The sequence below is a fragment of the Legionella moravica DSM 19234 genome (genome assembly GCF_000423305.1).
In the GTDB taxonomy this organism is placed as follows: Bacteria; Pseudomonadota; Gammaproteobacteria; order Legionellales; family Legionellaceae; genus Legionella; species Legionella moravica.
The window spans coordinates 26,291-51,261 of record NZ_KE384001.1 but is presented as its reverse complement, the minus strand read 5'-3'; the positions used below and the strand labels follow the sequence as shown (position 1 = coordinate 51,261).

Sequence of the window (24,971 nt, the reverse complement as noted above, 5' to 3'; positions counted from 1 at the left end):
AAGCGGGGATGATAAACTTATAAAGAGTAAAGATCTCACAGGCACCAGTCATCGTAGGTCAATACCGGAACGGTGAACAAACTCGCTTAAGAAGAAACCCTTTGCTAAAAGTACCATAATCCTCAAAAAAATCATCATTTCAATAAGTTAAAATACAAATAAAATGAATTGATTGAATTTTATAAATTTATTTAATAAAAAATAACCAAATATGATTGCAATTAATCAATGAATTAGTAATATAAAAAACACATAAGGAAATTCATCAAAGGATATGAGGTCTATTATGCGTTATATTTTACCACCTGGTGCATTCACAAGTATCAATTTTTTACGCGATAATTATCAAAAAGAACGAAAAGTCGACCTCGATAAATCACCATCAATTTTTGGTACTCCCATCATTTTAGGCGGAACAGATGTAGTAGCACGTGATGCTCAAACAAAATTTATAAAAAAAATGCTGGTCGTCTTTTCCGCCAATTTGCTTCAAGACGCTCAAATTCAAGCCATGAGACAAAATGTAGATCTCTGGGCCGGTCAGTTGGAAGCTCATTTTATTGCTTCCAGAATCATGGTTGCTGCGTGCATGTACGTCCAATCGCAAATTTCCATGCCAAAAAGCCATTCAGTCTTGTATAAATTAATTAATCGAGATTTAGGCATAAACGATGAAAACTATCTTGAAGATGACGACAAATTAATCTGTTTTATGGCTGCGAATCGATTTATTAACTCCTCCCTAATGGCACTCAGTGATGCCAATAAAAAACTTCGAGAAGCCGGTATGGACCCTTTTTCTGAGGATGAGTGGAACAAATTTTCCAAATTTTTGAGTGAAACGTGCAAACAATCCCGTGCGGAAAATCCATATAAAAATTACCCGATCACCTCAATCACTCAACCTATGTTTGGAGCAGCCTTCGCGTATACTGGAGCAACTTTAGGATGTATGGGCGGCCAAATGGTCAGCGATTCAGTCCAGGTAATCCCCCTGAAGTTTCAGCTCACTGCACTTATTGGCAGCTCATTGCTCATGGTTGGGTCTGCAGGACCAATGGGAGTCGCTTTATTTTCTCAGGTTATAGCCTGCAAACTCATTACTACTTTTTGCAGCATCAGCTTGGCTCACATACTGAGCACCGCGATGGGCATAGTAGGTCAAGGAGTGGGCATGGGAGTCGGTTTACCGCTTGATGCAGCCTATAATTTACTTTGGAAAGCTTGTGCTGTACTTGGTGCTTATTATTCTGATACCCCAAATACTACAACAGGTATTCGCATTAAAGACGGAGCCAACATGATCAGTGGCATGGAAATAAAATTCCTCCCAGAATCAGATCCCACCCTGGAACATCATCAGGATCTGCAATCCGTTGAAATGAAAGACGGTAGTTTGTACATCAATGGTGAAGAATTTACAATTCCTGATACCGGCATTCAACTTCCCCCGGAAGTCCTTGAACAGTTAAAACTAAAATTAAGCCCTTTGAGCTCTCTGGAAGTAGCTCAAGCTGCAAGCTCAACTCCATCTGAAGTTGTTGCGACAATTTAAGAGCAATACTGGAACTGTTCCATGATGTGTCCACCAGGCTCCCCAAAATACGGGAGCCTATTTTGTACCATCACCATTCAAAGCAATATGAATTTAAGCAACACGTCAACTTCGAAAGTATTAAGCCCGTTAATCAATAACGCATTGCCACATGTTCTTCACCCAAAGCATTAATTAAAAGCCCAATCAGCTCATCGCTTGGGGTTACGTGCCATTTTTGTGCCAGACTCAGATGTGCTCTTGCATGTTCGTTAGTATAAGAAAACTGCACAACGCAATTACCCGAATGTGCTTTTAAAATGGATTGAATCGCAGGCAATACAGATTGACTGGACTGACTTAATCTTAATTCAAGGCATCGGGCAAATCTGGTCCTTGCGGATGGAATGCTGTAAAGATGAGTTGCCGTCATCTTTACTCCCCCATTATAATCATCATGGGCGACTTCACCTTCTACCACCAACATGTCTCCTGTTGCCAGAGGTTCGCTAAAGAAATCAAATACTTCGCCAAATACAACCACATCCATCCTTGCGGTAGAATCGTCCATGCCGATAATCACTAATTTTTTGCCGCGTTTGGTTATGATTTTACGAATCGCGGTAACCTGTGCGCAAATATTAGCCTTTTTATGCATGGAAGGATTCAATTGACTCATGGGAACAATAAAATCACCAAACTCACGTCGGTACTGATCAGCTGGGTGACCTGTCAGATAAAATCCTAATACTTCCCGCTCCCCTTCCAGCCGCTGAGCGTCCGACCAAGGTTTGGAAGGGATGTAATCCTGTTCATCAGCTTTATCATCCAAGAGGGAAAATAAATCAAATTGCCCGCTCGATTGATTCTGATGCTCTTTTTCAGCCACTTTTAAAGCTTTTTCCAGAGAAGCAGTTAATACCGCCCGCTCAACCTGCCAATCATCAAATGCACCGCTTTTAATTAAGGCTTCCAGAACCCGCCTGTTTACCTTGCGTAAGTCCAGCCTTTGGCAAAAACTGAATAAATCGCTATATGCTCCACTCAATGAACGTTCCTGAGTGATACAATCAATAGCAGACTCCCCTACCCCTTTTATAGCACCCAAACCGTAAATAATTGTAGCGTCATCACTTACCGTAAAAGGATACATGGAGTGATTGATGGATGGCGGCAACACTTTAAGTTTCATATGCGCACATTCATCAATAAAAGTAACTACTTTATCCGTATTATCCATATCAGAAGACATTACAGCAGCCATGAAGGCCGCTGGATAATGCGCTTTTAACCATGCCGTTTGATAAGCCACTAAAGCGTACGCTGCAGAATGCGATTTATTAAAGCCGTATCCCGCGAATTTTTCCATCAAGTCAAAAATGTGAGTCGCTACGTCTTCATCTACACCCCGCTCTGTAGCTCCCTTGGTAAAAATTGCACGCTGCTGAGCCATCTCTTCGGGTTTTTTCTTACCCATGGCTCTTCGTAACATGTCTGCTGCACCCAGGGTATAATTTGCCAGTACCTGAGCAATCTGCATGACCTGTTCCTGATATAAAATAACCCCATAAGTAGGTTTTAGAATAGGCTCCAAATCAGGATGAGGGTAATCCACCGCAGCCCGGCCATGTTTTCGATCGATAAAATCATCCACCATCCCTGACTGCAAGGGACCGGGGCGGAATAAAGCAACCAAAGCGATGATTTCCTCAAAGCAATCGGGTTGTAATCGGTTAATCAATTCCTTCATGCCGCGTGATTCAAGCTGAAACACAGCCGTTGTCTTACAGGCCTTCAGCAGATCAAAAGTGGCGGTATCATCAATGGGTATATGGCTAATATCTACTGGAGGCAAACCAGCCTGTTCACGTTGTTTATTTACTGTCGCCAAAGCCCAATCGATGATGGTAAGCGTTCGCAAACCTAAAAAGTCGAATTTGACCAATCCTGCTGCCTCAACGTCATCCTTATCAAATTGGCTGACGATTTGTGCCGATCCTTCCTCACAATAAATGGCTGTAAAGTCAGTAAGTTGCGATGGAGCAATGACTACTCCCCCTGCATGCTTGCCTGCATTTCGTGTGATTCCTTCCAGTTTTAAAGCAAGATCAATTAATTCTTTAACGTCTTCTTCTTCATCGTAGCGACGCTGAAGCTCAGGTTCTTGCTCCATTGCTTTGCTTAGGGTTATTCCAATTTCAAAAGGAATGAGTTTGGCTAATTTATCAACAAATCCATAAGGATGACCAAAGACACGACCCACATCGCGTACCACCGCCTTTGCCGCCATGGTGCCGAAAGTAATAATCTGAGACACACTTTGTCTGCCGTATTTTTCAGCAACATATTCGATAACCCGATCCCGTCCCTCCATGCAAAAATCAATATCAAAGTCAGGCATTGAAACCCGTTCAGGATTCAAAAAACGCTCAAAAAGCAATTCAAATTCCAGTGGATCAAGATCAGTAATCTTTAAAGCATAAGCCACCAACGATCCAGCACCCGATCCACGCCCAGGGCCTACAGGAACACCGTTTTGTTTTGCCCATTGAATAAAATCAGCAACAATTAAAAAATAGCCCGCAAATCCCATGTTATTAATAACTTTTAATTCAATCTGCAGACGCTTATCGTATTCACCTCGTGATGCATTGAGCTCGTCTTCGGATTTATTGCGAAACAAATGCTTTAACCGTTCCTCAAGGCCCTGTTCCGATAAATGAGACAAATACTCTTCAACGGTAGATCCTTCAGGGATAGGGAAATTGGGCAAGTAATTATTGCCAAGATTCAATTTCACATTGCATCGTTTACTGATTTCCACTGTGTTGGTAATAGCACTGGGCAAATCGGCAAATAAAGCCTCCATTTCTTCTGCGGAGCGTAAATATTGCTGTGGACTGTATTGCTGAACTCGACGGGGATCGGCCAAGGTATATCCTTCATGAATACACACTCGGGCCTCATGGGCATCAAAGTCATCAGGATTAAGAAAACGGACATCATTGGTTGCCACTATGGGTAATTGCAATCTGTCGGCTAAAGCAATTACTTTCTCATTGTATAAATCTTCATCTGCTCTGCCAGTGCGCTGAATCTCCAGATAAAACCGATTTGGAAATAACTTCATCCAATGCAATGCCCTTTGAGTAGCAAGCGCTTCATCATTAGCCAAAATTGCCTGCCCAATATCGCCTGCTTTGGCTCCGGACAGGGCAATTAATCCGTCAGAATATTCTTCTATCCATTGAAACTGTACTCTGGGATGACCTTGGTATTGCCCTTCCTGGTATGCTTTGGATACCAGACAGGTTAAGTTTTTATAACCTTGCGCATTAACACACAATAGAACAAGAGAAGACGTCACATCAGGTATTTCAGGGTTATGACAAGGAAGATCACTTCCAATAATGGGTTTGATTCCTGCATCAACACCAGTTTTAAAATGCTTGACGGCAGCGAATAAATTACAATAATCAGTCACTGCGACTGCACACATTCCCCGGGACGGTAACGCTTTCATTAAAGGTTTCACTCGAACCAAACCATCAACCAAAGAAAATTCAGTGTGTACACGCAAATGAACAAAACGTTGTTGCATAGGAGGATAAACTCTTTGAAACTAATTAAGGAACTTTAACCTAAATAGCGGGATCGAATCCACTAGCTGTATCAATTTTTCTCTATACTGCATGATTTTTTAAACCAGATCCCACTCCCTGAATTTAAAACTGACTTTGCTTTGCCTATCCTAAAGATTGGTGGGGATCAAAGGCATCCCTAACTGCATCAGCAAACAAATTTATTGCCAGAACCAGGATAAACATAAAAAGAAATGCAGCAAAAATTGGCCACCAAACCACAGGATCACGAGCCAATTCCAGTCGAGCACCATTTATCATGTTACCCCAGCTGATGGTCATTGGAGAAACACCCACTCCAACATAAGACAACACCGCCTCCGCCATGACCAAAAAACTAAAATCCAATACCAAGGTTATTACCACTATATGCATCACATTAGGCAGTAAGTGCTTTTGTATGATCGTAAACCAGCTACTTCCCAAGGCTCTGGCAGCAATTACATAATCCACTTCTCGTAACTTCAATGCTTCTGCGCGCAGCAAACGGCATAAACTGGTCCAACTGGTTACCCCAAGGATCAGGCATAATGCCAATAAACGAGCATCCGCACTTTTGGCCAAGGTTGAGAATTGCTCGGGATGGCTGGCAATATAGGTTTGTAACGACAATACAGAGGCCGTGATTAATAAAACACCAGGAATCGAGCTTAAAGTGGTATAAATGAACTGAATCACATCATCTACTACGCCCCCAAAATATCCGGCCACTATACCTAAAAACAAAGCCAAAGGCAGCATGAACAAGGTAGTCAACAAACCTATAATTAAACCGGTGCGAATACTTTTTACAGTAAAATAAAAGATATCCTGCCCAATCTGCCCGGTTCCAAGGACATGGAATGAGCGTGATAACCAAAAGCTCAAAAGAACAGCAAAAGTAAGCAAGCCAACAGTCGATAAAACACTGATCCCTCTGGGGCTTAATTGATACAGTCGCTTCGATTTTGTCGCTAATTTTATAAGAAAAGCCAATGCCCAACATCCAAAGGTAATACCTAAACTATAAAGCACGGCACTTTGCAGGGTTGATTTAATGATGTTCGCTTTATCTGCGTCAGTCTTGATGAAGTCAGGGGGATACTTTAAACGAGGATAGACCTGTTTTGTAATACCATCCACCAGCTCGGTTTCGGTTACAAACATGTTTAAGGCCAATGGTGCTGAATAGGTCTTTTCATAAGCCGTGCCCAACGGAGCTAAAATTTTATCCAAAAGTGATTCTGCAATATCAGAACCCGTTTCGCCTGATTTAAAATGAATTGAGTCCAATACCCCGATAGCCAAAAACAGCAATAATACAATCGCAGCACTTAATGCCATAGGCCTATGCAATATGATGGAAAACGATAACCTTATGTGTTGCTTTCGCAAGCTCAGCAATGAGATGATCACCCCAAACGTCAGCAAGAAAAGAAAACAGATGTCTGTCCATAGAAATTCAAAGCTCATGATTCAACTCTCAAGTTATATTCACCGCTCTTCAACCTCAATTGCCTCATGATAATCGCACACGCGGATCAACCAGCATATAAGAGAAATCCGTCATAACCAATCCAATAATATAAAGAATCGACCCCAGAAAAACCATAGCACGAACAATGGCAAAATCCTGCTGCTGAATCGCGTCTATGATGTAACTCCCCAAACCAGGCACACCAAAAAAGGATTCCAGCACCAGACTCCCCATAAACAGTGAGGGAATAATTACAACGACTCCAGTCAAAATAGGCAACATGACATTTTTCAAAACATGTTGGAACAAAACCCGTTGATCGGACAATCCTTTGGCTTTAGCCGTTTTAACGTAATCCTTATGTATTTCTTCCAAAAACAAAGTTCTATACCATCTGGCTCCAGACCCTAATTGACTTAACACAGCAACCAAAACAGGAAGAATAATAAATTTAAGCGCTTCAAATCCCCCATCGTAACCAGAAATTGGAAACAAACGCAGGATTTTTCCAAAAAGATACTGACCGCCGATGATATAAAAAAGGCTGGAAATAGACATTAAAATGATGCAGATAACGACTCCGCTCAGATCGAGATAAGAGGTGCGAAAAAAGGCCATCCCCATGGCAAAAAAGATGTTAATCAGAATTCCAAATATTAAGATAGGAACGGCAATCGCCAGACTTGGCCACATTCTGTAGCTAATATCATGACTAATATCCCTTCCTGAATCAGAAACACCAAAATTAAAAGTAAACAGCATCAGCGATTTTTGATAAAACAAAGTCTCTACAAAACAACTGATTCCTTGTTTATTCTGGTTAAAAAATAAAGGCAAATTATAGCCATGAGCTTCTTTCCAATCATCAACCACAGTTTGCTCTACGTGTTTATTCCCCAAATGCATGCGAGCAATATCATCAGGTGTATTGATCATAAAAAAAAGAACGAAAGTTAACAAATTGATTACAAACAAAATGGGAATTGCATAAATAATTCTTCGTAATAAATAAATCAGCATGATAATTTAGACCTCGTTGCTGGTTGTTTCTCTTTTTTTCGATACGCAATAATCAAAGGAAGAGTTAATGCCACTAACAAAAGCACGATGACAATCAAAGGCCAAAATACCGGTTGATTCCAGGCCTCACGTAATTTATTACGTTCTTTGGTATTTATAGAAACATATTTTAATGTACCAAGCGCAATGGCATTCGGTTTCACATTTGAAACCCAACTTTGAGATAAAATGAAGTCCTCGGGATGCATACCCCAGATCCATGGAGCATCATAGCGAACCAACTGCACCATCTTATCGATGTAGTTCTGTCTGATCTCATCATTGCTTCGGTTTTTCATTAAATCAAACAAGCGATCAAACTCAGGATTATTATAATTGGCCGCATTTTCACCACCAAATTGAACTTTTCCATTTTTGCTGTACAGTTGAAACAGGAAATTTTCAGGATCAGGATAATCCGCATTCCAACCCCAGCTAAATATCTGGGCATTGCCCAGGCGCATTTTCTCCTGAAAACGATTATACAAAGTCGCTCGGATGTTCAAATCAATACCTATGCTGGCAAATTGTTTTCGCATCCAATCCAGCATTGATTTATCTTCAGGGCCGCCTTTGGTGGTCACATCATAATGCAAAATCAACGCCTTTCCGGTCTTGGGATCGATACCATCTGGATATCCTGCCTGCCTCATCAATTGTTTTGCATCAGCCAGGGAACGTCGTTGACGGACATTATTGTTCCAATTATAAATGTAGGGATTGATCCCCTGCTTCCCTTCTCTATAACCAAAAATCCCCGGAGGTATTGGGCCTTGCGCAGGAATACCACGACCATTAAAAAATATGGCAATGTTTTCATCGTAGTTAACCGCAATAGAAATAGCTTGTCTTAATTTACGCGCTCGCTCGCTGCGTCCGCCGACCACATTGTCCAGCATATTAAAACCCATATAATAGATATAAGGTTCCTGGGTTTGGGTTAAATGTAATTTTTTATCCACCATTTCCTGACTTAAAATGGCTTCTCCAAAACGATTAATATGGATTGCCTGATCAAAACTGTCTGCGCTGACCCCGGAAATATCATAGTATCCTTGCATGAATTTATTCCAGCGAGGAATAGATTCTTTTTCAAGGGTATATACTGCCTTGGCAATAAGAGGTAATCTTTTGCCTATATTGGTTGTATATCCTTCCCGTCTATCCCTCTCGGAAGCGTCAACAGGAAAATAGACTTCACGAAAATTCGGATTTTTTTCTAAAACCATTTGTCTGTTTGGATTGTTTTGCGTCAACATAAAAGGACCGGTTCCCACTGGGTACCATCCAAATGATAAATTTTTATCATCCATACCCTTCTGAGAATAAAAGAGATCGGCTTCCCAGGGTACGGGAGAAAAAAACGGCATAGCCAACCAAAATAAAAATTGCGGGTACTGCCCTTTTAAAGTCAGTTCAAAGGTATAGTCATCAATTTTTTGTATTCCTCGCAGGGGGTACTGTCTCAAATCGATGAAGTGATTATTGGACAAAGATACCTGAGGAACCGTTTCACCAAACTCCTTAAAACCCTCTATATAATGACTCATCAATCCATAAATCGGCGAATTCACACCTGGATTGGCCATGCGTTTTATTTGATAAATATAATCATCAATAACCAACTCCCTGGTATCTGCATATTTAAAATCAGATAACTGATTGATGTCATGGTCATCAAGATAATCTTGTGATAAATGATGGTAACGATAGTCACCCTTTTTATTTTTGGCAAAGGCGGGATGAGGCTGATAGAAGATGCCTTTCTTGATTTGAATGGTATAAACACTATACGCGGGATTAATCTGTTCAGCAGCAGGAATGGGATTACGTTGCTCATCCAGATACCTGATTTGAGGTAATTGCGTAGCCGTTAACGGAATTAATTGGTAGGGTCTGAGATAATAATCATACTCCAATAATGGTTCATAAATCTGCGCTATGAACACATACTCATTGGATGAATAGGATTTTGCCGGATCCAGTGTTTTTGGTTGCTCATTAAATGACGAATAATAAATCGTTTCTTTTGACTCGCTTTCTGGATAGGGATTATTTAACACCCAGGAGCTAGCAACAGCCAAGCCAAAGCTGGAGTGCAATAAAACCAACAAGATTACGATAAAAGAAAATCGCCGCACTTAAATTCCCTGTGCCAAAAATAATAAACTATTCATCAGAGTATATCCTTATCTCAAACTGATTAGCGAGTGTCATGTTCTTTACGATGACAGCATTTCTCTAAAACTCTCTTCATCCAAAACGGTGATGCCTAATTCATTAGCCTTGATCAATTTGGATCCAGCCTCGCTTCCAGCGATGACAAAATCTGTTTTTGCAGAAACACTGCCGCTCACCTTAGCCCCCAAGCCTAGCAACTGAGCTTTCGCTTCTTCCCTACCCATAGTTGCCAGAGTTCCAGTCAAGACGACGGTTTTTCCAAAAAATGGATTATCCTGATTCATCTGTTTTTTCTCAGCTTTTGGCCAATGAACACCAAGCGCGAGTAAACGATTAATCACTTCCATATTGTGAGGTTGGGCAAAAAAATGAACGATGTATGAAGCTCCCACTGGACCTATATCACGAAGAGTCATTAAATCATCCACGGTAGCGGATTGAAGCATTTCAATATCCGAATAGTGATCCGCTAAAACCCGCGCACTGGACTCCCCGATTTCTCGAATTCCCAAAGCATACAGAAATCTATTGAACGTTGTATTTTTACTTTGTTCCAAAGCAGCCAAAAGATTTTGCGCCGATTTCTCCCCCATTCTGGGTAAATTCGCTAAAGTAGGTAAATCAAGTTCATAAAGATCAGCCAGGTGACGTACCAAACCTTCATCCACCAATTGCTCAATCAATACAGAACCTAAACCTTCAATATACATGGCCTTACGCGAAGCAAAATGCCACATCATCCTTTTTAATTGTGCTTTGCAAAATAATCCACCAATACAGCGTGCTATAGCCTCGCCTTCCTCACGAACCACATCTGAACCACAAACAGGGCAATGCTCCGGAAGTTTTATGGCTTCAGTGATTGCAGGCCGTTGGGTTAAAACTACAGAAACCACCTCAGGGATGACATCTCCAGCACGACGAACAATAACGGTATCACCAATACGAATATCCTTTCGAACAATTTCATCCATATTATGCAAAGTAGCATTACTCACTGTAACACCACCTACACTCACAGGAACCAGACGTGCTACAGGAGTTAAAGCACCCGTACGACCGACTTGAAAATCGACAGCCAGCAATTGGGTCATTTCTTCAGACGCAGGAAATTTATGAGCACAGGCAAATCGAGGAGCTCGTGAAACAAAACCCAATTGCTGTTGCAAGGGAATGCTATCGATTTTATAAACAACACCATCAATTTCAAAAGGTAATGATTGCCTTTTTTCTAACATTCGATGGTAATAATCGAGGCATCCTTCGATTCCCATTTCTTGTTTTGATTCATTAGATACTCTAAAACCAAAATCTTTAAGCAACTGCAACTGCTCCCAATGACTGTCAGGGAGTTTGTAACCTTCACATGCACCAATACCGTAACAATAAATTGCCAATGGTCGGCTGGCTGTTACTGCTGGATTTAATTGCCTTAAACTGCCTGCGGCAGCGTTCCGTGGATTGACAAAAGTTTTTTCACCAGTTTCCCGAGCCTTTTTGTTGTATTCTTCAAAACCTGCTTTAGGAATATAAACCTCACCTCGAATTTCAATCAAACGGGGCGGATTGTCAGTTCTCAATTTTAAAGGAACAGAACTGATCGTTTTGATATTCGCAGTAATATTTTCTCCTGTAGCGCCATCTCCCCGAGTTGCTGCGTGAGTTAAAACGCCATACTCATAGGTCATGTTCACCGCCAGCCCATCCAGCTTGGGTTCACAGGTAAAGAGTAATTGTTGATTAGGCTCATCCAGCTTGTCAGTTGCTCTCTTTATAAATGCTTGCAACTCGTCATCAGAAAAAACGTTTGAGAGAGATAACATCGGTTGTTTATGAGAAACCGGCATGAATGCATCAGCAGGTGTTCCGCTGACTCTCTGGGTTGGTGAGTCTGGTGTTAAAAATTGAGGGAACTCGGCTTCCAATTGTTGCAATTCCCTGAACTTACGATCGTATTCAACATCAGGAACCAAGGGTTCATCAAGAACATAATAATGATGATCGTAGGTTTGAATTAAATCTCTGAGAGTTTTAATTTGCTCTTGAATTTCATCGTTACTCATTGAAAAGATTCCCGATTTTAAAAAATCCAGTTTATCACTTTTATTCATACTTTCGAACAACAAAAAAGTACACTTTATACTTCGTCGTATCCTGCTTGAATCCAGAATCATAATTATGATATAGATACGTTTCTGATTTTGATAAGGTATTTAAGAAATGGACCTTCAACGCAAAATAATCGCCCTCTGTTTGTTTTTATTCTCAACCTTAATCCAGGCTCTTCCAGAAAACACCCCCAATCCAGGTATGGCTTTAGTTCATGGGACCCGTGATCATAGAGAAGATGCCTATGGGGGATATTGGAAAGCAGACTTTATCGACAGTATGTCAAAAGGATTGGCCAAGCCGGAAAATTTATTAGTGGTCCATTGTGATTTTAGCCAGTATATGTGGCATGAAGATGCAGCAAACTGCGTTGCAGACCAGCTCCTTGAATTTATTAATGAAAAAAATATCAGCTCCATGACTGTCTATACCCACTCGGATGGCGCCAATATTATTCGCTGGATACTCTCCAATCCGACTTATGATGGCCGATATTTGACCCTGAAACACAAAATAAATCAGGTGATCGCGATCGCGCCTTCCAGTTTAGGAACACCATTGGCAGATGAAATACTAGGCGGTGGCGTTTTTGAAACCAGCCTTGCCTGGCTGCTGGGTTATCTCTCTGATGCAGTGAAACAACAGCGTGTAGGTGATATGCTCATTTATAATGAAGAATTATTATTAGGTGGAAAAGGTCGCCCCTCTCTCTCAACACCATTCAAAGTAATTGTAGGTACCGATGTTTATGCCTCCCCCTTATCTTCTGCAAGTTATTGTAATGGCTATTTGCTCAATAGCGGTTTAAAAATAACGAAATTGTATCTGGACACTTGTGCGGATGGCTTTTTAAATTGCACCTCACAATTGGCTGCTGGCGAACTGTGGTTTTACGATAGAGATAAAACCGAAAATAACGCGCCTTTAAGTCATAATCAAAGTCGTCATTCCTGCTTTGGCTTTGATCAAATTCTGATAAGTGCGTTATCTACAGAAGGAGCTGTACAATGAAAACAATCCAATTTGTATTAATTTCTGCGTTTTGTTTTACCCAGGCACATGCACTGACATTACCAAGACAACCTGTAAAATCCTATGAATGTGATGTGTGCAGCCAATTATCCCATGAAAATTTACAAGATAAATGGAGCATATCCAATGAGCCATTGGATCAGAAAATAAATAACAGCCAAAAAAGTTACGGTTATAAAGAACGCATCAGCATGGAACAGCTTCGTGCTGGAGTAAAGATCACGACAACAGCCCCGGGAGCGATTGTTCGTATTACTCCCATGCAAAATAAACTGGTTCCACAACTTTCGATTAAAACTCCTAAAAATCAATTATTGAGTTTACAGGACGCATCTGCCTTATACAGTCAGGATGAGCCATTTGGAGATAAAACCTTATCGACCAAACATCAAACCATGCTGCAAATAAAGCCTGAATTGGGTTTTGGAACATTCATTCTTAAAAGCGATGAAGTCTCATTAAAAGATGCAGATTCCTATCTGATTAACGTGTATGACAAATTTTCCCCAACGTATCTGGAAGTCCAAACGGATGCCCTTCATTATCAATATGGCGATAAATTAACGGCACAAATATCTCTGATTGATGATTATGCAGATTATGATGTTTTTGATATTAATGCGACGCTTATAGGACCAGGAGGACAATATTTCCCTCTAGACATTAGTAAAATTAAAAAAAATCAATTTGAAGCTACTGCGCTACTAAACTCGGAAACTAATGACCATGGCGAGAACTGGTATGTTGAAGTAAACATCCAGTCTGAATATGGACATCAACTGGTACGACGTAGCGGACACACCGCATTTTCCTATTCTGTACCTTCTGCCAGCATGCTGAATGTTAAAAAATTATCATCAAAACCATTAACCTTTGTCGCAACCCTTGATGTCGCCACCGCAAGCCGCTACGCCTTGCAAAGTGTCTTATATCGAAAAAATAATAAAGGGGAAGCCATACCAGTTGAAACTTCCCAAAGAGCACAATGGCTTGAACCAGGAAAGCAGATTATTCAATTTACCTTTGACAATTCCAATCAATTATCAGACGATAATCTTTATTTAGGCTATTTACGCTTGATAGATTACGGTCAACTGAAAACTGTTTACCAATACAATCAACCTATCAAGCTGACCCAATTAGTGGAATAATGCATGATATCTTTTTCTTCCTTCACCCTTACCGAGGGCTTAGCATACGCTATTGCCCTCCAACTGCTTCTCACCTTCTGGTTTATAAAAAAACAACATCAGCAACAAGCGTTAAGCGAGACTATTCACGAAAAAATCCAGCAGGCTCTTACGACTCAACTGCACCAGTTACAGTTGGATCTGACACAATCCTACCAAAGCAGTCAAAACAGCATTAATGAGAAAATAGCTCAGGGGCAACTGATTACCCAACAAATCATCAGTGATACCATACAAAAGCAAATGACGGATGTACGAGAACAGATGAATCATAGCTTTCAACAGCATGCCAGTTCACTTACCTCTCACTTACAACTTCTTACCGAAGAAATAAGGACGCATTTGCACAGCCTTACTCAACAGGTCAATCACAAACTTACCGAAGGTTTTGAAAAGACCTCATCCACCTTTATTGATGTAGTCAAACGACTTACCATTATCGATGAAGCACAAAAGAAAATTACAGAGCTGTCCAATCATGTGGTCAGTTTACAGGATGTGCTGGTGGACAAAAAAGCGCGAGGAGCCTTTGGTGAAGTACAACTTGCAACATTAATCAGCAATATGATCCCAAGTACACATTATCAAATGCAATATACATTGAGCAATCAAAAGCGAGCTGATTGTATTTTGTTCTTACCAGAACCTACAGGAAATGTCGTAATCGATGCCAAATTTCCCCTGGAAACCTACCAACGATTAATCAACACGGATGCCATGTCCGTTGAAAAAAAATCCATTCAACAGCAATTTCGACAGGACATCCAGAAACACATTAAAGACATTGCAGAAAAATACATCATCCCTAATGAGACAACAGATGGTGCTATGATGTTCATACCGGCTGAATCCATTTTTGCCGAAATACATGCGAATTACCCCGACCTGATTTCCTTATCGCAACGCTTAAAAGTATGGCTAGTCTCTCCCAGTACCTTGATGGCTGTATTAACTACGGCTAAAGCGGTGCTTAAAGATGATGCGACTCGAAAGCAGGTACATATTATCCAAAAGCATTTACATGCTCTTGCAGATGATTTTCAACGATTTGAAAAACGTATGGATAAACTGTCCAGGCATATTGATTTAGCTCATCAAGACGTCAATGAAGTAAATACTTCGGCAAAAAAAATCACCTCGCGTTTCCAAAAAATTGAAGCAGTAGATATTGAATTGGATGAAACGGAATTAGCTCAAGTAGACTTAATCGAAACAGCATAACCAAAAGGAGTTATCCTTGCTAAAACGTGATATCTCGACAGTGAATATATTAGTCGCCGCTGCTGGTGGAATGATTGGTTCGGGTTGGCTGTTCAGCCCTTACATCAGTGCTCAAATGGCAGGAAGCAATGCGTTGATAAGCTGGATCATTGCTGCTCTATTCATGCTGTTTATCGCCCTGCCCTTGTGTGAACTGGGTACTATGTTCCCTGTCTCGGGAGGCATGTCCAATTATCCAACCTACACTCATGGACAGGAGGTGGGTTTTTTATTTGCCTGGACTTCCTGGCTCTCATACGTCGTGATGACGCCCATAGAAATACAGGCAATTCTTCAGTATTCCAGCCATTTTTTTCCAACCCTGATTATTGACGATCCCGCGACGCTGAAACTGTCAGGAACTGGTTATATCGTAGCCATAGGCATTATGCTATTTGTCGTATTGCTCAACTCTTATGGGATCAAATTACTGGCAGAATGTAATAAATACGCCAGCCTCATCAAATTTGCCCTGCCCAGTGTGGCTATTATTGCACTTCTCCACAGTGCGCCAGACCTTGGAAACATCAGTCTGAGCCTCGGAGATAAAAGCAGCTGGGTCAATATTTTTTCTGCACTTTCCGCTGGAGGGGTTATTTTTGCATTTACCGGTTTTCAAAATGGACTGATTCTGGCGGGAGAAGTAAAAAATCCGCAACGCAATATTCCAATTGCCATATTGGGCGCTGTTCTGGTTGGCTTTCTTCTTTATTTCATGTTGCAGTTCAGTTTTATTGCAGCCATGCCTCAAAAATATCTGACGCAAGGCTGGGGCGCTTTAAATTATCCTGGTGATAGTGGTCCTTTGGTTGGGCTGGCTTTATTGCTAGGGCTTGGGGTCGTAGCTACTCTGTTAATGATAGATGCTGCTTTTTCACCTTTTGGTACTACCCTTGTATATACCGCTGCAACGTCACGAATTGTCTACGGTATGGCGTTGAATAACCATTTACCCAAATTATTTTTAAAAGTAAATCGCCACAACATTCCCTATATCACTCTTTACGCCAATTTTCTGGTTGGCATTTTATCCTTTTTACCCTTTCCCGGATGGCAAAAACTGGTAGCATTCCTGTCCTCCGCAAGCATTCTTTCTTACAGCATAGGCCCTATCTGCCTTCTGGCAATGCGTCAATTGCAACCTAATACCCACAGACCATTTAAACTGGCAGGGAGCCTGGTATGTTCCCATCTGGCGTTTTATTTTTGTAATTTAATGCTGTATTGGTGTGGATTTACTATTTTATGGAAACTTGATGTCGCGCTATTGATAGGCCTTTTAGTCTGTGTCGCTTATCATAGAAAAAGCTTCATCCTCCATAATTACCCCTTGTACTGGTTTATATTTTATATGTTTTCCTTGCTTTTGATTTCTTACCTTGGCTCTTTTGGAGGAATTGGTGTACTTAAATTTCCGGTGGATCTCGTGTGTCTTCTTCCTTTAAGCATCATCGTTCTTCATCTGTCTCAGATCGTTTTAGATATTGAGGGACATAAAGAAGTAGACTTTAACCTGGAAACCATACCGACTTAGCAGGTAAGCTCGTTTGTTTGCAATCAGCACCTCATTACAACCGAATTTGGGAGAGTACAATCCTGTTTGCACGCAAACAGCTCTATAGAAAACCAAAAGCCTGTCATGCCCGCGCAGGCGGGCAACCATTTCTAGTTTGGCACTAAAGTAAATTAAGATAGCTCGCTGGGAAATTAAATGCCTGTTCGGCTGATTTAAGGTACGTGAATTTAACTTTGGAGACACACATCTCACGTATAAAAAATTCATATAAAAAAATGGTTGCACTCTTGGCCGTTGCATTTAAATGGGCTCATCGTACTGGCGAATTGCAGAATGAGAAAAAACCAATAAAAATCAATAAACAGGGCTGGCCTGCTGTTAGTCTATATCGAGCAATACAATCCCCAGTGATTTGATTTGAGTTTCAGATTATTTTGATGGATGGTTGCCCGCCTGCGCGGGCAAGACAGTTTTTTTTGTCAGGTACAGCTCAACAGGGTACAAAAATGAAGAGAAGTAGACTTTAACCTGGAAACCATAGCGACTTAGCAGTTAAGCCCGTTTGTTTGCAATCAGCACCTCATTACAACCGAATTTGGGAGAGAACAATCCTGTTTGCACGCAAACAGCTCTGTAGAAAACCAAAAGCCTGTCATGCCCGCGCAGGCGGGCAACCATTTCTAGTTTGGCACTGAAGTAAATTAAGATAGCTCGCTGGGAAATTAAATGCCTATTCGGCTGTTTTAAGGTACGTGAATTTAACTTTGGAGACACACATCTCACGTATAAAAAATTCATATAAAAAAATGGTTGCACTCTTGGCCGTTGCATTTAAATGGGCTCATCGTACTGGCGAATGGCAGAATGAGAAAAAACCAATAAAAATCAATAAACAGGGCTGGCCTGCTGTTAGTCTATATCGAGCAATACAATCCCCAGTGGTTTGATTTGAGTTTCAGATTATTTTGATGGATGGTTGCCCGCCTGCGCGGGCAAGACAGTTTTTTTTTCATGTACAGCCCAACAGGCTACAAAATTGAAGGGAATAAAGAAATAACCTTTGAACTGGAGTCCATGTCGGCTTAAGTCGCTTCACTCGCCCCTCACTATCATTAAGCTAATCCTTCGAAGCCCGTATTACGCTTTGCTAATAGGGTTAGGAAAATAGCCAATCTACAATGAATAATCCTAAGCTTAATGACAACAAGGTTCTAAATTTAGATACGTTTCCCCTGATGAATGTCTTTTAAGATGCAGAATAGAAAATATACAGGTATAATGGATTTCCTTTAGGTTTTAACTGCTTTATAATTCCATGGTTACTGAAACACTGCTTTACCATCCAACAAAAAACAAACAAATTTGGGGGCAACTATACGGTAGCAGTCTGGCGCTTGCTTTGGCAGAATATTGCCAGGAAACACCAGGAATTAAATTACTTATCGCGCAAGATAATCTCAGCGCCAGTCAGTTACAGGACGAATTGCAATTTTTCCTGAACCCTCAAAAAAAACAACAAGAACTGTTATTTTTCCCTGATTGGGAAACTTTACCCTATGATCAGTTCTCCCCTCACCAGGACATTATTTCAGAACGACTTTATACCCTAAGTCGTATGCAACAGGTGAAGGATGCTGTCGTGATTACTTCAGCCAGCACGTTGATGCACCGACTTTGCCCGCCTGAATTTTTAAACCACTATGCATTAATGCTGAAAGAAGGTCAAAAACTTGACCTCAATACGTTCAGAAATCAGTTACAGCAAGCAGGTTATCACTGCGTCAATAAAGTATTGGAGCATGGGGAATATGCCTTACGCGGTTCCATAATCGATGTGTATCCCATGGGAAGCGGGCTACCTTTTCGAATTGAATTGTTTGACGACGAAATCGAAAGCTTAAGAGAATTCGATACAGAAACGCAACGAACCATAGAAAAAATTAAAGAAATCAATGTATTACCAGCACGGGAATTTCCTTTAAATGAACAGAGCCAAACCCTCTTCAGAAGATCGTTCAGAGAGCTTTTCCCAGGTAACCCCAGCCAATGCCCCATCTATGAATCCATTTCTAACGGTCAGTTTCCCGCAGGGATAGAATATTATCTCCCCCTGTTTTTTGACAAAACAGTTACCTTTTTTGATTACCTTCCTGAAGAGTCGCGAGTGTGCCTGATTGAAGACATTCAGGAAAATGCGGAGCAATTCTGGCAAGAATTAAATGAACGATACGAGCAAAGACGTTATGACGTAAGCCGCCCTATTCTAACTCCAGCCGCATGCTTCATTAATCCAACTGAATTGCTTACCTATGCTAATACTTATGAACAATTACGCCTCTTCCATAAACCCTCAGAGAAAAAAGGCGCAGTAATCAATTTTGATATTTCAAAAGCACCTCAATTACCGATAGACCGAAAAAATCAGGAACCTTTGCTTCAATTACGTCAGTATTGTTCGATACCCTCGTTCCGATACTTAATCGTTGTTGAAAGCGCAGGGCGACGTGAAGTAGTGCTGGATCTTCTTAAAACGAGTGGAATCTTCCCTACGGTACACAATTCTTGGGTAGATTTTATTAATGATAATTCTCCGATCAACATTACCACAGGACCACTAATTTACGGCTGTGAATTAACGAATAAAAATATTATCTTAATTGTAGAATCTCAGCTGTTCGGTGAACAAAGTACTCCACAGCGCAGAGCGGCGCAAAAATCAGTCGATCCTGATTTAATCATTCGCGATATGGCTGAATTAAGACTCGGCGCTCCGGTAGTCCACTTGCAATTTGGTGTAGGGCGATACCAAGGCTTGCAATACATCACCACAAATGATACTTCCAGCGAATTCCTCGTTCTTGCTTATGCAGGCGAGGATAAAATATACGTACCCGTTACTTCGCTCCATTTAATCAGCCGCTATACTGGCGTCGACAGCGAACATGCACCACTGCATAAACTCGGTACGGATCAATGGCAAAAAGAAAAGAAAAAAGCAGCTGAAAAAATTCATGATGTGGCTATTGAATTGCTGGATCTCTATGCCAAGAGGGAAGCGCAACCAGGACATCAGTATGAGTTTAATCATAGCGAATACATTAAATTTGCCAGTGCCTTTCCATTTACTGAAACAACCGATCAGCTTCAGGCCATAGACCAGATCATTAAAGACATGCAATCCCCAAGACCAATGGATAGATTGATCTGCGGCGATGTCGGCTTCGGCAAAACGGAAGTAGCCATGCGTGCAGCATTTGTGGCCGTACAAAATGGAAAACAGGTCTGTGTTTTAGTGCCTACCACCCTTTTGGCTGGCCAGCATTTTGAGTCATTCAGAGATCGTTTCGCGGATTTTCCAATCAACATTGAACTCTTATCCCGCTTTCGCAGCGCTAAAGAATCAGAGTCTGTGCTTCAATCGCTCACCTCTGGCAAAGTGGATATCGTCATTGGAACTCATAAATTATTCCAAAGTACCATTAATTTTAAAAATCTCGGGCTATTAATTATTGATGAAGAACATCGATTTGGCGTAAAACAAAAAGAACACATGAAATCATTGCGAACTCATGTCGACATTTTATCCATGACCGCAACTCCTATCCCCAGAACGCTCAACATGGCGATGGCAGGAATCCGGGACATTTCGTTGATAGCAACCCCGCCTGCAAAACGGCTGGCAATTAAAACCTTCTGGCAAGAGAAGAAAGACATCGTAGTCAGAGAGGCCTTGCTACGTGAAATATTAAGAGGTGGACAAGTATTTTTCCTCCACAATAACGTTCAAACCATCGACAGAGTATGCCAGGATCTGCAAACCCTGGTACCTGAAGCAAAAATTCGCAGTGCTCATGGACAAATGCGTGAACGCGAACTGGAACGGGTGATGTCTGATTTTTACCATCATCGCTTTAATGTTCTGGTCTGTACAACGATAATAGAAACAGGGATAGACATACCAACCGCGAATACCATCATCATTGATAGAGCAGACAAATTTGGGTTGGCACAGTTACACCAGCTCCGTGGCCGTGTAGGACGCTCACATCATCAGGCTTATGCTTATTTGTTAACACCTGACGAAAAATCGTTAACAACTGATGCAGTAAAACGCCTTGAGGCCATCGTGTCGCTTGAAGATTTAGGGGCAGGTTTTACCCTGGCAACCCATGATCTGGAAATTAGAGGGGCGGGTGAATTACTGGGAGAAGATCAAAGTGGCAACATGCATGCCATAGGCTTTAATTTGTTTATGGAAATGCTGGATAAAGCCGTGCATGATTTGAAAGCTGGAAAAATTCCGGAATTATCAGCGCCAATGCACCAAGGTCCTGAAATCGATTTACGTATCAGTGCGATTATTCCTGAAGAGTATATTGCAGACATCCATAATCGTTTGATCATGTACAAACGTATTTCCAATGCTAAAAACAAACAACAGATTCATGATTTACAAATTGAATTAATCGACAGGTTCGGTTTATTACCCCAACCTGTTAAACATTTACTACTGATTACTGAACTGAAATTAAAGGCTGCAGAGCTTGGCATCCAAAAAATCAGTGCCAGTGGACAACAGGGAAAATTAGATTTTAACGAAAAACCATCAATAGACCCAGGCGCTTTAATTAGCCTGATTCAAGTACATGCAAAACGTTATCAAATGGAAGGTCCACAGCGCCTGCGCTTCACTTTGGATAGCACAGCTCCCGAAGATCGCATCTTTGAAATAAGTTCTTTGTTAAGTAAATTAGCTTGCTGATAGCTTATCCTTACTGAGTAATCACCCATTACGGTTCTATTTACTGATGGCCATTTTTAATTTTATTTTGCAAGGTTCGAGTGCACTATTTCATCAAATTCGTCCTCTTCTGAATAAGACCCTGATCACGATTTCTAAAAACAACGTCGCTGTTTTAGGGTGGTTAATTACTATTTTATGTTCCCTGATAGTCTTTGATATCACGGAAAGCTATACCGTCAGTTTTAGCTATTCCAAATTCACCATCACTCTGGTCGCAGCAGTGGTCATGTGGATCTTCAGGCTGGTACCCGAATACATTCCCTCGCTAATTATCTTAATTGCGGCCATGCTGCTTCATGTAGCCCCTAGCACGTTAATACTCTCCGGATTTAATTCGGACAGTTTTTATTTTGCAGTCAGTGTGTTTGCTGTTGGTGCTTTATTAACCAAATCCAGGCTCTTTTATCGTGTGTCATTGATCCTGTTAATTAAACTGCCTTTAAAACAATCGTTATTGCAAAAATGCTTGTTTTTTCTTGGCGCGTTAATGACCCCCATGATGAGCGTCCAAAGCTCCAGAGTGGCATTAATCGCTCCATTATTAAATGATATTATGGAAAGCAGTCGAATAAGGCCACGAAGCAGTTCGGCAAATGCATTGGCTAATTCTGCATTTAACGGTTGCATATTGCTCTCTACAATTTTTCTTACCGGTAAATCAAGTAATTTTATTATCTATGGATTACTGTCTGAACAACATCAATGGCAAGGAAATTGGCTTAGTTGGCTTGAACTGGCATCGTTCCCCGGATTAATGCTCATCACCTTATTTTTTATTTTGCAATCTATTCTGTTCAAACCCAATAACAACCTGAACATCAATCAATATAAGCTTAAAAAAGAACTGTGTTCTATGGGAAAACCCACCTTGATTGAACATATAGCAATCCTAAGCTTCGTCGTTTTTTTTGCAGGAACCATAATATCAACCTGCTTTAATATATCGGGATTATGGACTTGTCTGTCTATTTTTATCATCCTTTTTATCACTGGTGCTTTAACTTCAAAAGAACTGCAAAATAAAATAAACTGGGGATTCTTATTTTATTTTGGCGCCATTATTGGGGTTATGCGTACCATTCAAAGCCTTGGGGTTGATGTCTGGTTGATTAATCATTTCCAATGGTTGACCCATCTTGCTCAAAGTAATGTCGCTTGTTTCATTACGCTGATTTATGCAATTAGCTGGATTGGCGGTTTGGTTCTCGGCACCATGATTGCACCTGCCATTTTATTTACTGCAATTATCCCCTTTGCACTACAAAGCCCCGTTTGCAACTGGATTGTCGCTTTTGTCATTCTATTAGCAACAGAAGCCTGGATATTTCCTTATCAATCCAGTTACTTTCTCTGTTTTGAAGAACTACTTAAAAGCAATAATAATTTTCTGCTAAAGCCCCTGCTAAAGTTAAATGCCTGGTTTACCTTTTTAAAGTTATTCGTAATCCTGGCATCCATCCCCTTTTGGTATACATTAGGCGTTTTATTTTAAGAGCCATTACTCCCAAACCACAACTTGATGTTTCGATATGACATCCTGAATCAAGCCCTCGTAATTTTGTTCGACTACTTTACGTTTTACCTTAAGAGTTGGAGTTAGCATGTCATTATTGGTAGTCCATGCGTCTTTTACAACGATGATATGACTGATTTTCTCATATTTCATCAACTTGGCATTAACCTTATGCAAGCTCTCTTGTAGGGATAGATTGATTTCTTCCTTATTTTGGCTCAAACGAGCCCCTTCACTTAAGGTAACCAGGAGCACATTGGTTGGCAATCCTCGTCCAACCAGACATAATTGCTCAATCTTGTTATTTGCGGCAAAGCGTTTTTCTATTGGAGAGGGAGCCACAAATTCACCCGTCTGATTTTTAAAGTTTTCAGACAGTCTTCCCAGGATTTTAACTCGCTCAGCGGAGTCAATTTCTACGACATCACCTGTGCGTAACCAACCGTCAGAAGTAAATGCATTCTTCGTAGCTTGTTTGTCTTTGTAATATCCGGACATGAGACAGGGTGAGTTGATCAACAATTCGGAGTCTTCCCCTATTTTAATTGCTACGTCTAACCTGGGAGTCCCCACATATCCCTTTCTTCTTTCGTTTAATAGAGAAAAGGTCGCATACGCCAGATTTTCAGTTTGGCCATATCCTTCTTGTATATTAATGCCTATTTTCTCGAAAAACTCGATTATAGGTATGGGTAAATGCGACGCGCCAGAAAAGGAATTGACGCAATCGTTCAAGCCAAGACCATGAATGATTTTCTTTTTGACCAGTGATGAAATAAAAGGAATCTTTAATAAAAAATTTAATTTCGCCGGCGGTACCTTTTGCTCAATTTTTTGTTTGAATACACCCCAAATTCGGGGAACGGCTGTAAAAAATGTAGGTTGAATTTCCTTTAAATTCTCAGCGAATTTATCCAGACTTTCGACAAATGATACATCACAAGGAATCGTTACACTGGCTAACTCGATGGCAGAACGTTCGTAAACATGAGCGAGAGGAAGATATGAAATTAGCTTATAATGCTCCAAATCCCTGATTCTAAGAATGTCTTTAGGGAACAAGGTCACATACTTAGCTATTGCTTTGTTTGTGTACATAGCACCCTTAGGTGAGCCTGTGGTACCAGAGGAATAAATGATGGTATATAAATCTTCAGGACCTGGTTCAATCAAATCCACTAAAGGATTGCTTGCCATTACATCAGCCCATGTGTAATTCACCTTTAAATCGCGATGATAGTTAAAATCGGCGGTAATATAAGTATCCGGAATGAATTGGCGGACATGTTGATGATCATCCAGCTTGCCTATAAAGACCAGCTTCACATCCCCATGTTCCAACACATAACGAGCACTGTCTGCATTCTGATTTGCGAAAAGTGGAACATTAACCATCCCGGCAAGTTGAATACCAAAATCGGTAATAAACCATTCAGCGCAGTTTTTAGAAATAATGGAAATATGACTGCCTCGTTTAAGTTTTAATTGATGTAAAAATCCAGCTACTTTTCGAGCCTGAAGCATCACTTCTGCCCATGTGTATTCATGCCATACCCCATCTTTAGGCTGTCTAAGATAGATCCGATCAGCTAATTCTTTTTCATTTTTTAAAAGCAGCTGGAATAAGGTATTAGAAGTAGTTTCATTTTGCATGGCGTATCCTTAAGCAATCGAGT

13 protein-coding genes are annotated in these 24,971 nt (G+C 40.8%); 7 read left to right on the top strand and 6 right to left on the bottom strand.

Annotated features, from left to right (window positions below):
* Positions 1-286: 286 nt before the first annotated feature.
* Positions 287-1,555 carry a hypothetical protein gene (locus tag G543_RS0113090; protein WP_028384924.1) on the top strand — a complete coding sequence of 423 codons (1,269 nt, stop codon included), beginning with the start codon at positions 287-289 and terminating at the stop codon, positions 1,553-1,555.
* Between the two features lie 133 nt (positions 1,556-1,688).
* Here G543_RS0113090 and dnaE read toward each other — a convergent pair whose 3' ends face one another.
* The 5 genes from dnaE to ligA form a co-directional block, all read right to left on the bottom strand.
* A complete protein-coding gene (gene dnaE / locus G543_RS0113085; RefSeq protein ID WP_028384923.1) occupies positions 1,689-5,135 on the bottom strand; it encodes a DNA polymerase III subunit alpha in 3,447 nt (1,148 codons plus the stop codon).
* A 145-nt stretch (positions 5,136-5,280) separates the two neighbouring features.
* Entirely contained in the window at positions 5,281-6,627 is a 1,347-nt protein-coding gene (locus G543_RS0113080) for an ABC transporter permease (protein ID WP_028384922.1), read from the bottom strand.
* A 46-nt stretch (positions 6,628-6,673) separates the two neighbouring features.
* Positions 6,674-7,651 (bottom strand): ABC transporter permease, encoded by a 978-nt coding sequence (locus tag G543_RS0113075; protein WP_028384921.1) that lies wholly within the window; start codon positions 7,649-7,651, stop codon positions 6,674-6,676.
* Positions 7,645-9,831: an ABC transporter substrate-binding protein gene (locus G543_RS0113070; RefSeq protein ID WP_028384920.1), complete on the bottom strand. Its 2,187-nt coding sequence runs from the start codon at positions 9,829-9,831 to the stop codon at positions 7,645-7,647. Before G543_RS0113070 ends, G543_RS0113075 begins: the two co-directional genes overlap by 7 nt.
* An 81-nt stretch (positions 9,832-9,912) precedes the next feature.
* Positions 9,913-11,934: an NAD-dependent DNA ligase LigA gene (ligA, locus tag G543_RS0113065; protein WP_028384919.1), complete on the bottom strand. Its 2,022-nt coding sequence runs from the start codon at positions 11,932-11,934 to the stop codon at positions 9,913-9,915.
* Between the two features lie 157 nt (positions 11,935-12,091).
* Here ligA and G543_RS0113060 point away from each other — a divergent pair, with 157 nt between their 5' ends.
* The 6 genes from G543_RS0113060 (at position 12,092) to G543_RS0113025 (ending at position 23,274) form a co-directional block, all read left to right on the top strand.
* Positions 12,092-12,991, top strand: a complete 900-nt coding sequence (locus G543_RS0113060; protein ID WP_028384918.1) for a hypothetical protein — start codon at positions 12,092-12,094, stop codon at positions 12,989-12,991.
* Positions 12,988-14,163 carry a DUF4785 domain-containing protein gene (locus G543_RS0113055; protein ID WP_028384917.1) on the top strand — a complete coding sequence of 392 codons (1,176 nt, stop codon included), beginning with the start codon at positions 12,988-12,990 and terminating at the stop codon, positions 14,161-14,163. Before G543_RS0113060 ends, G543_RS0113055 begins: the two co-directional genes overlap by 4 nt.
* A gap of 3 nt (positions 14,164-14,166) precedes the next feature.
* The gene (locus G543_RS0113050) at positions 14,167-15,423 is read left to right on the top strand and encodes a DNA recombination protein RmuC (protein ID WP_028384916.1); all 1,257 of its coding nucleotides are present in this window, start codon (positions 14,167-14,169) and stop codon (positions 15,421-15,423) included.
* A 16-nt stretch (positions 15,424-15,439) separates the two neighbouring features.
* A complete protein-coding gene (locus G543_RS0113045; protein ID WP_028384915.1) occupies positions 15,440-16,996 on the top strand; it encodes an APC family permease in 1,557 nt (518 codons plus the stop codon).
* A 1,297-nt stretch (positions 16,997-18,293) separates the two neighbouring features.
* Positions 18,294-21,740: a transcription-repair coupling factor gene (gene mfd, locus G543_RS0113030; RefSeq protein WP_028384914.1), complete on the top strand. Its 3,447-nt coding sequence runs from the start codon at positions 18,294-18,296 to the stop codon at positions 21,738-21,740.
* Between the two features lie 46 nt (positions 21,741-21,786).
* Positions 21,787-23,274, top strand: coding sequence for an SLC13 family permease (locus G543_RS0113025; protein WP_028384913.1), 1,488 nt, complete (start codon positions 21,787-21,789; stop codon positions 23,272-23,274).
* A gap of 6 nt (positions 23,275-23,280) precedes the next feature.
* Here G543_RS0113025 and G543_RS0113020 read toward each other — a convergent pair whose 3' ends face one another.
* Entirely contained in the window at positions 23,281-24,948 is a 1,668-nt protein-coding gene (locus G543_RS0113020; RefSeq protein ID WP_028384912.1) for an AMP-binding protein, read from the bottom strand.
* Positions 24,949-24,971 lie beyond the last annotated feature (23 nt).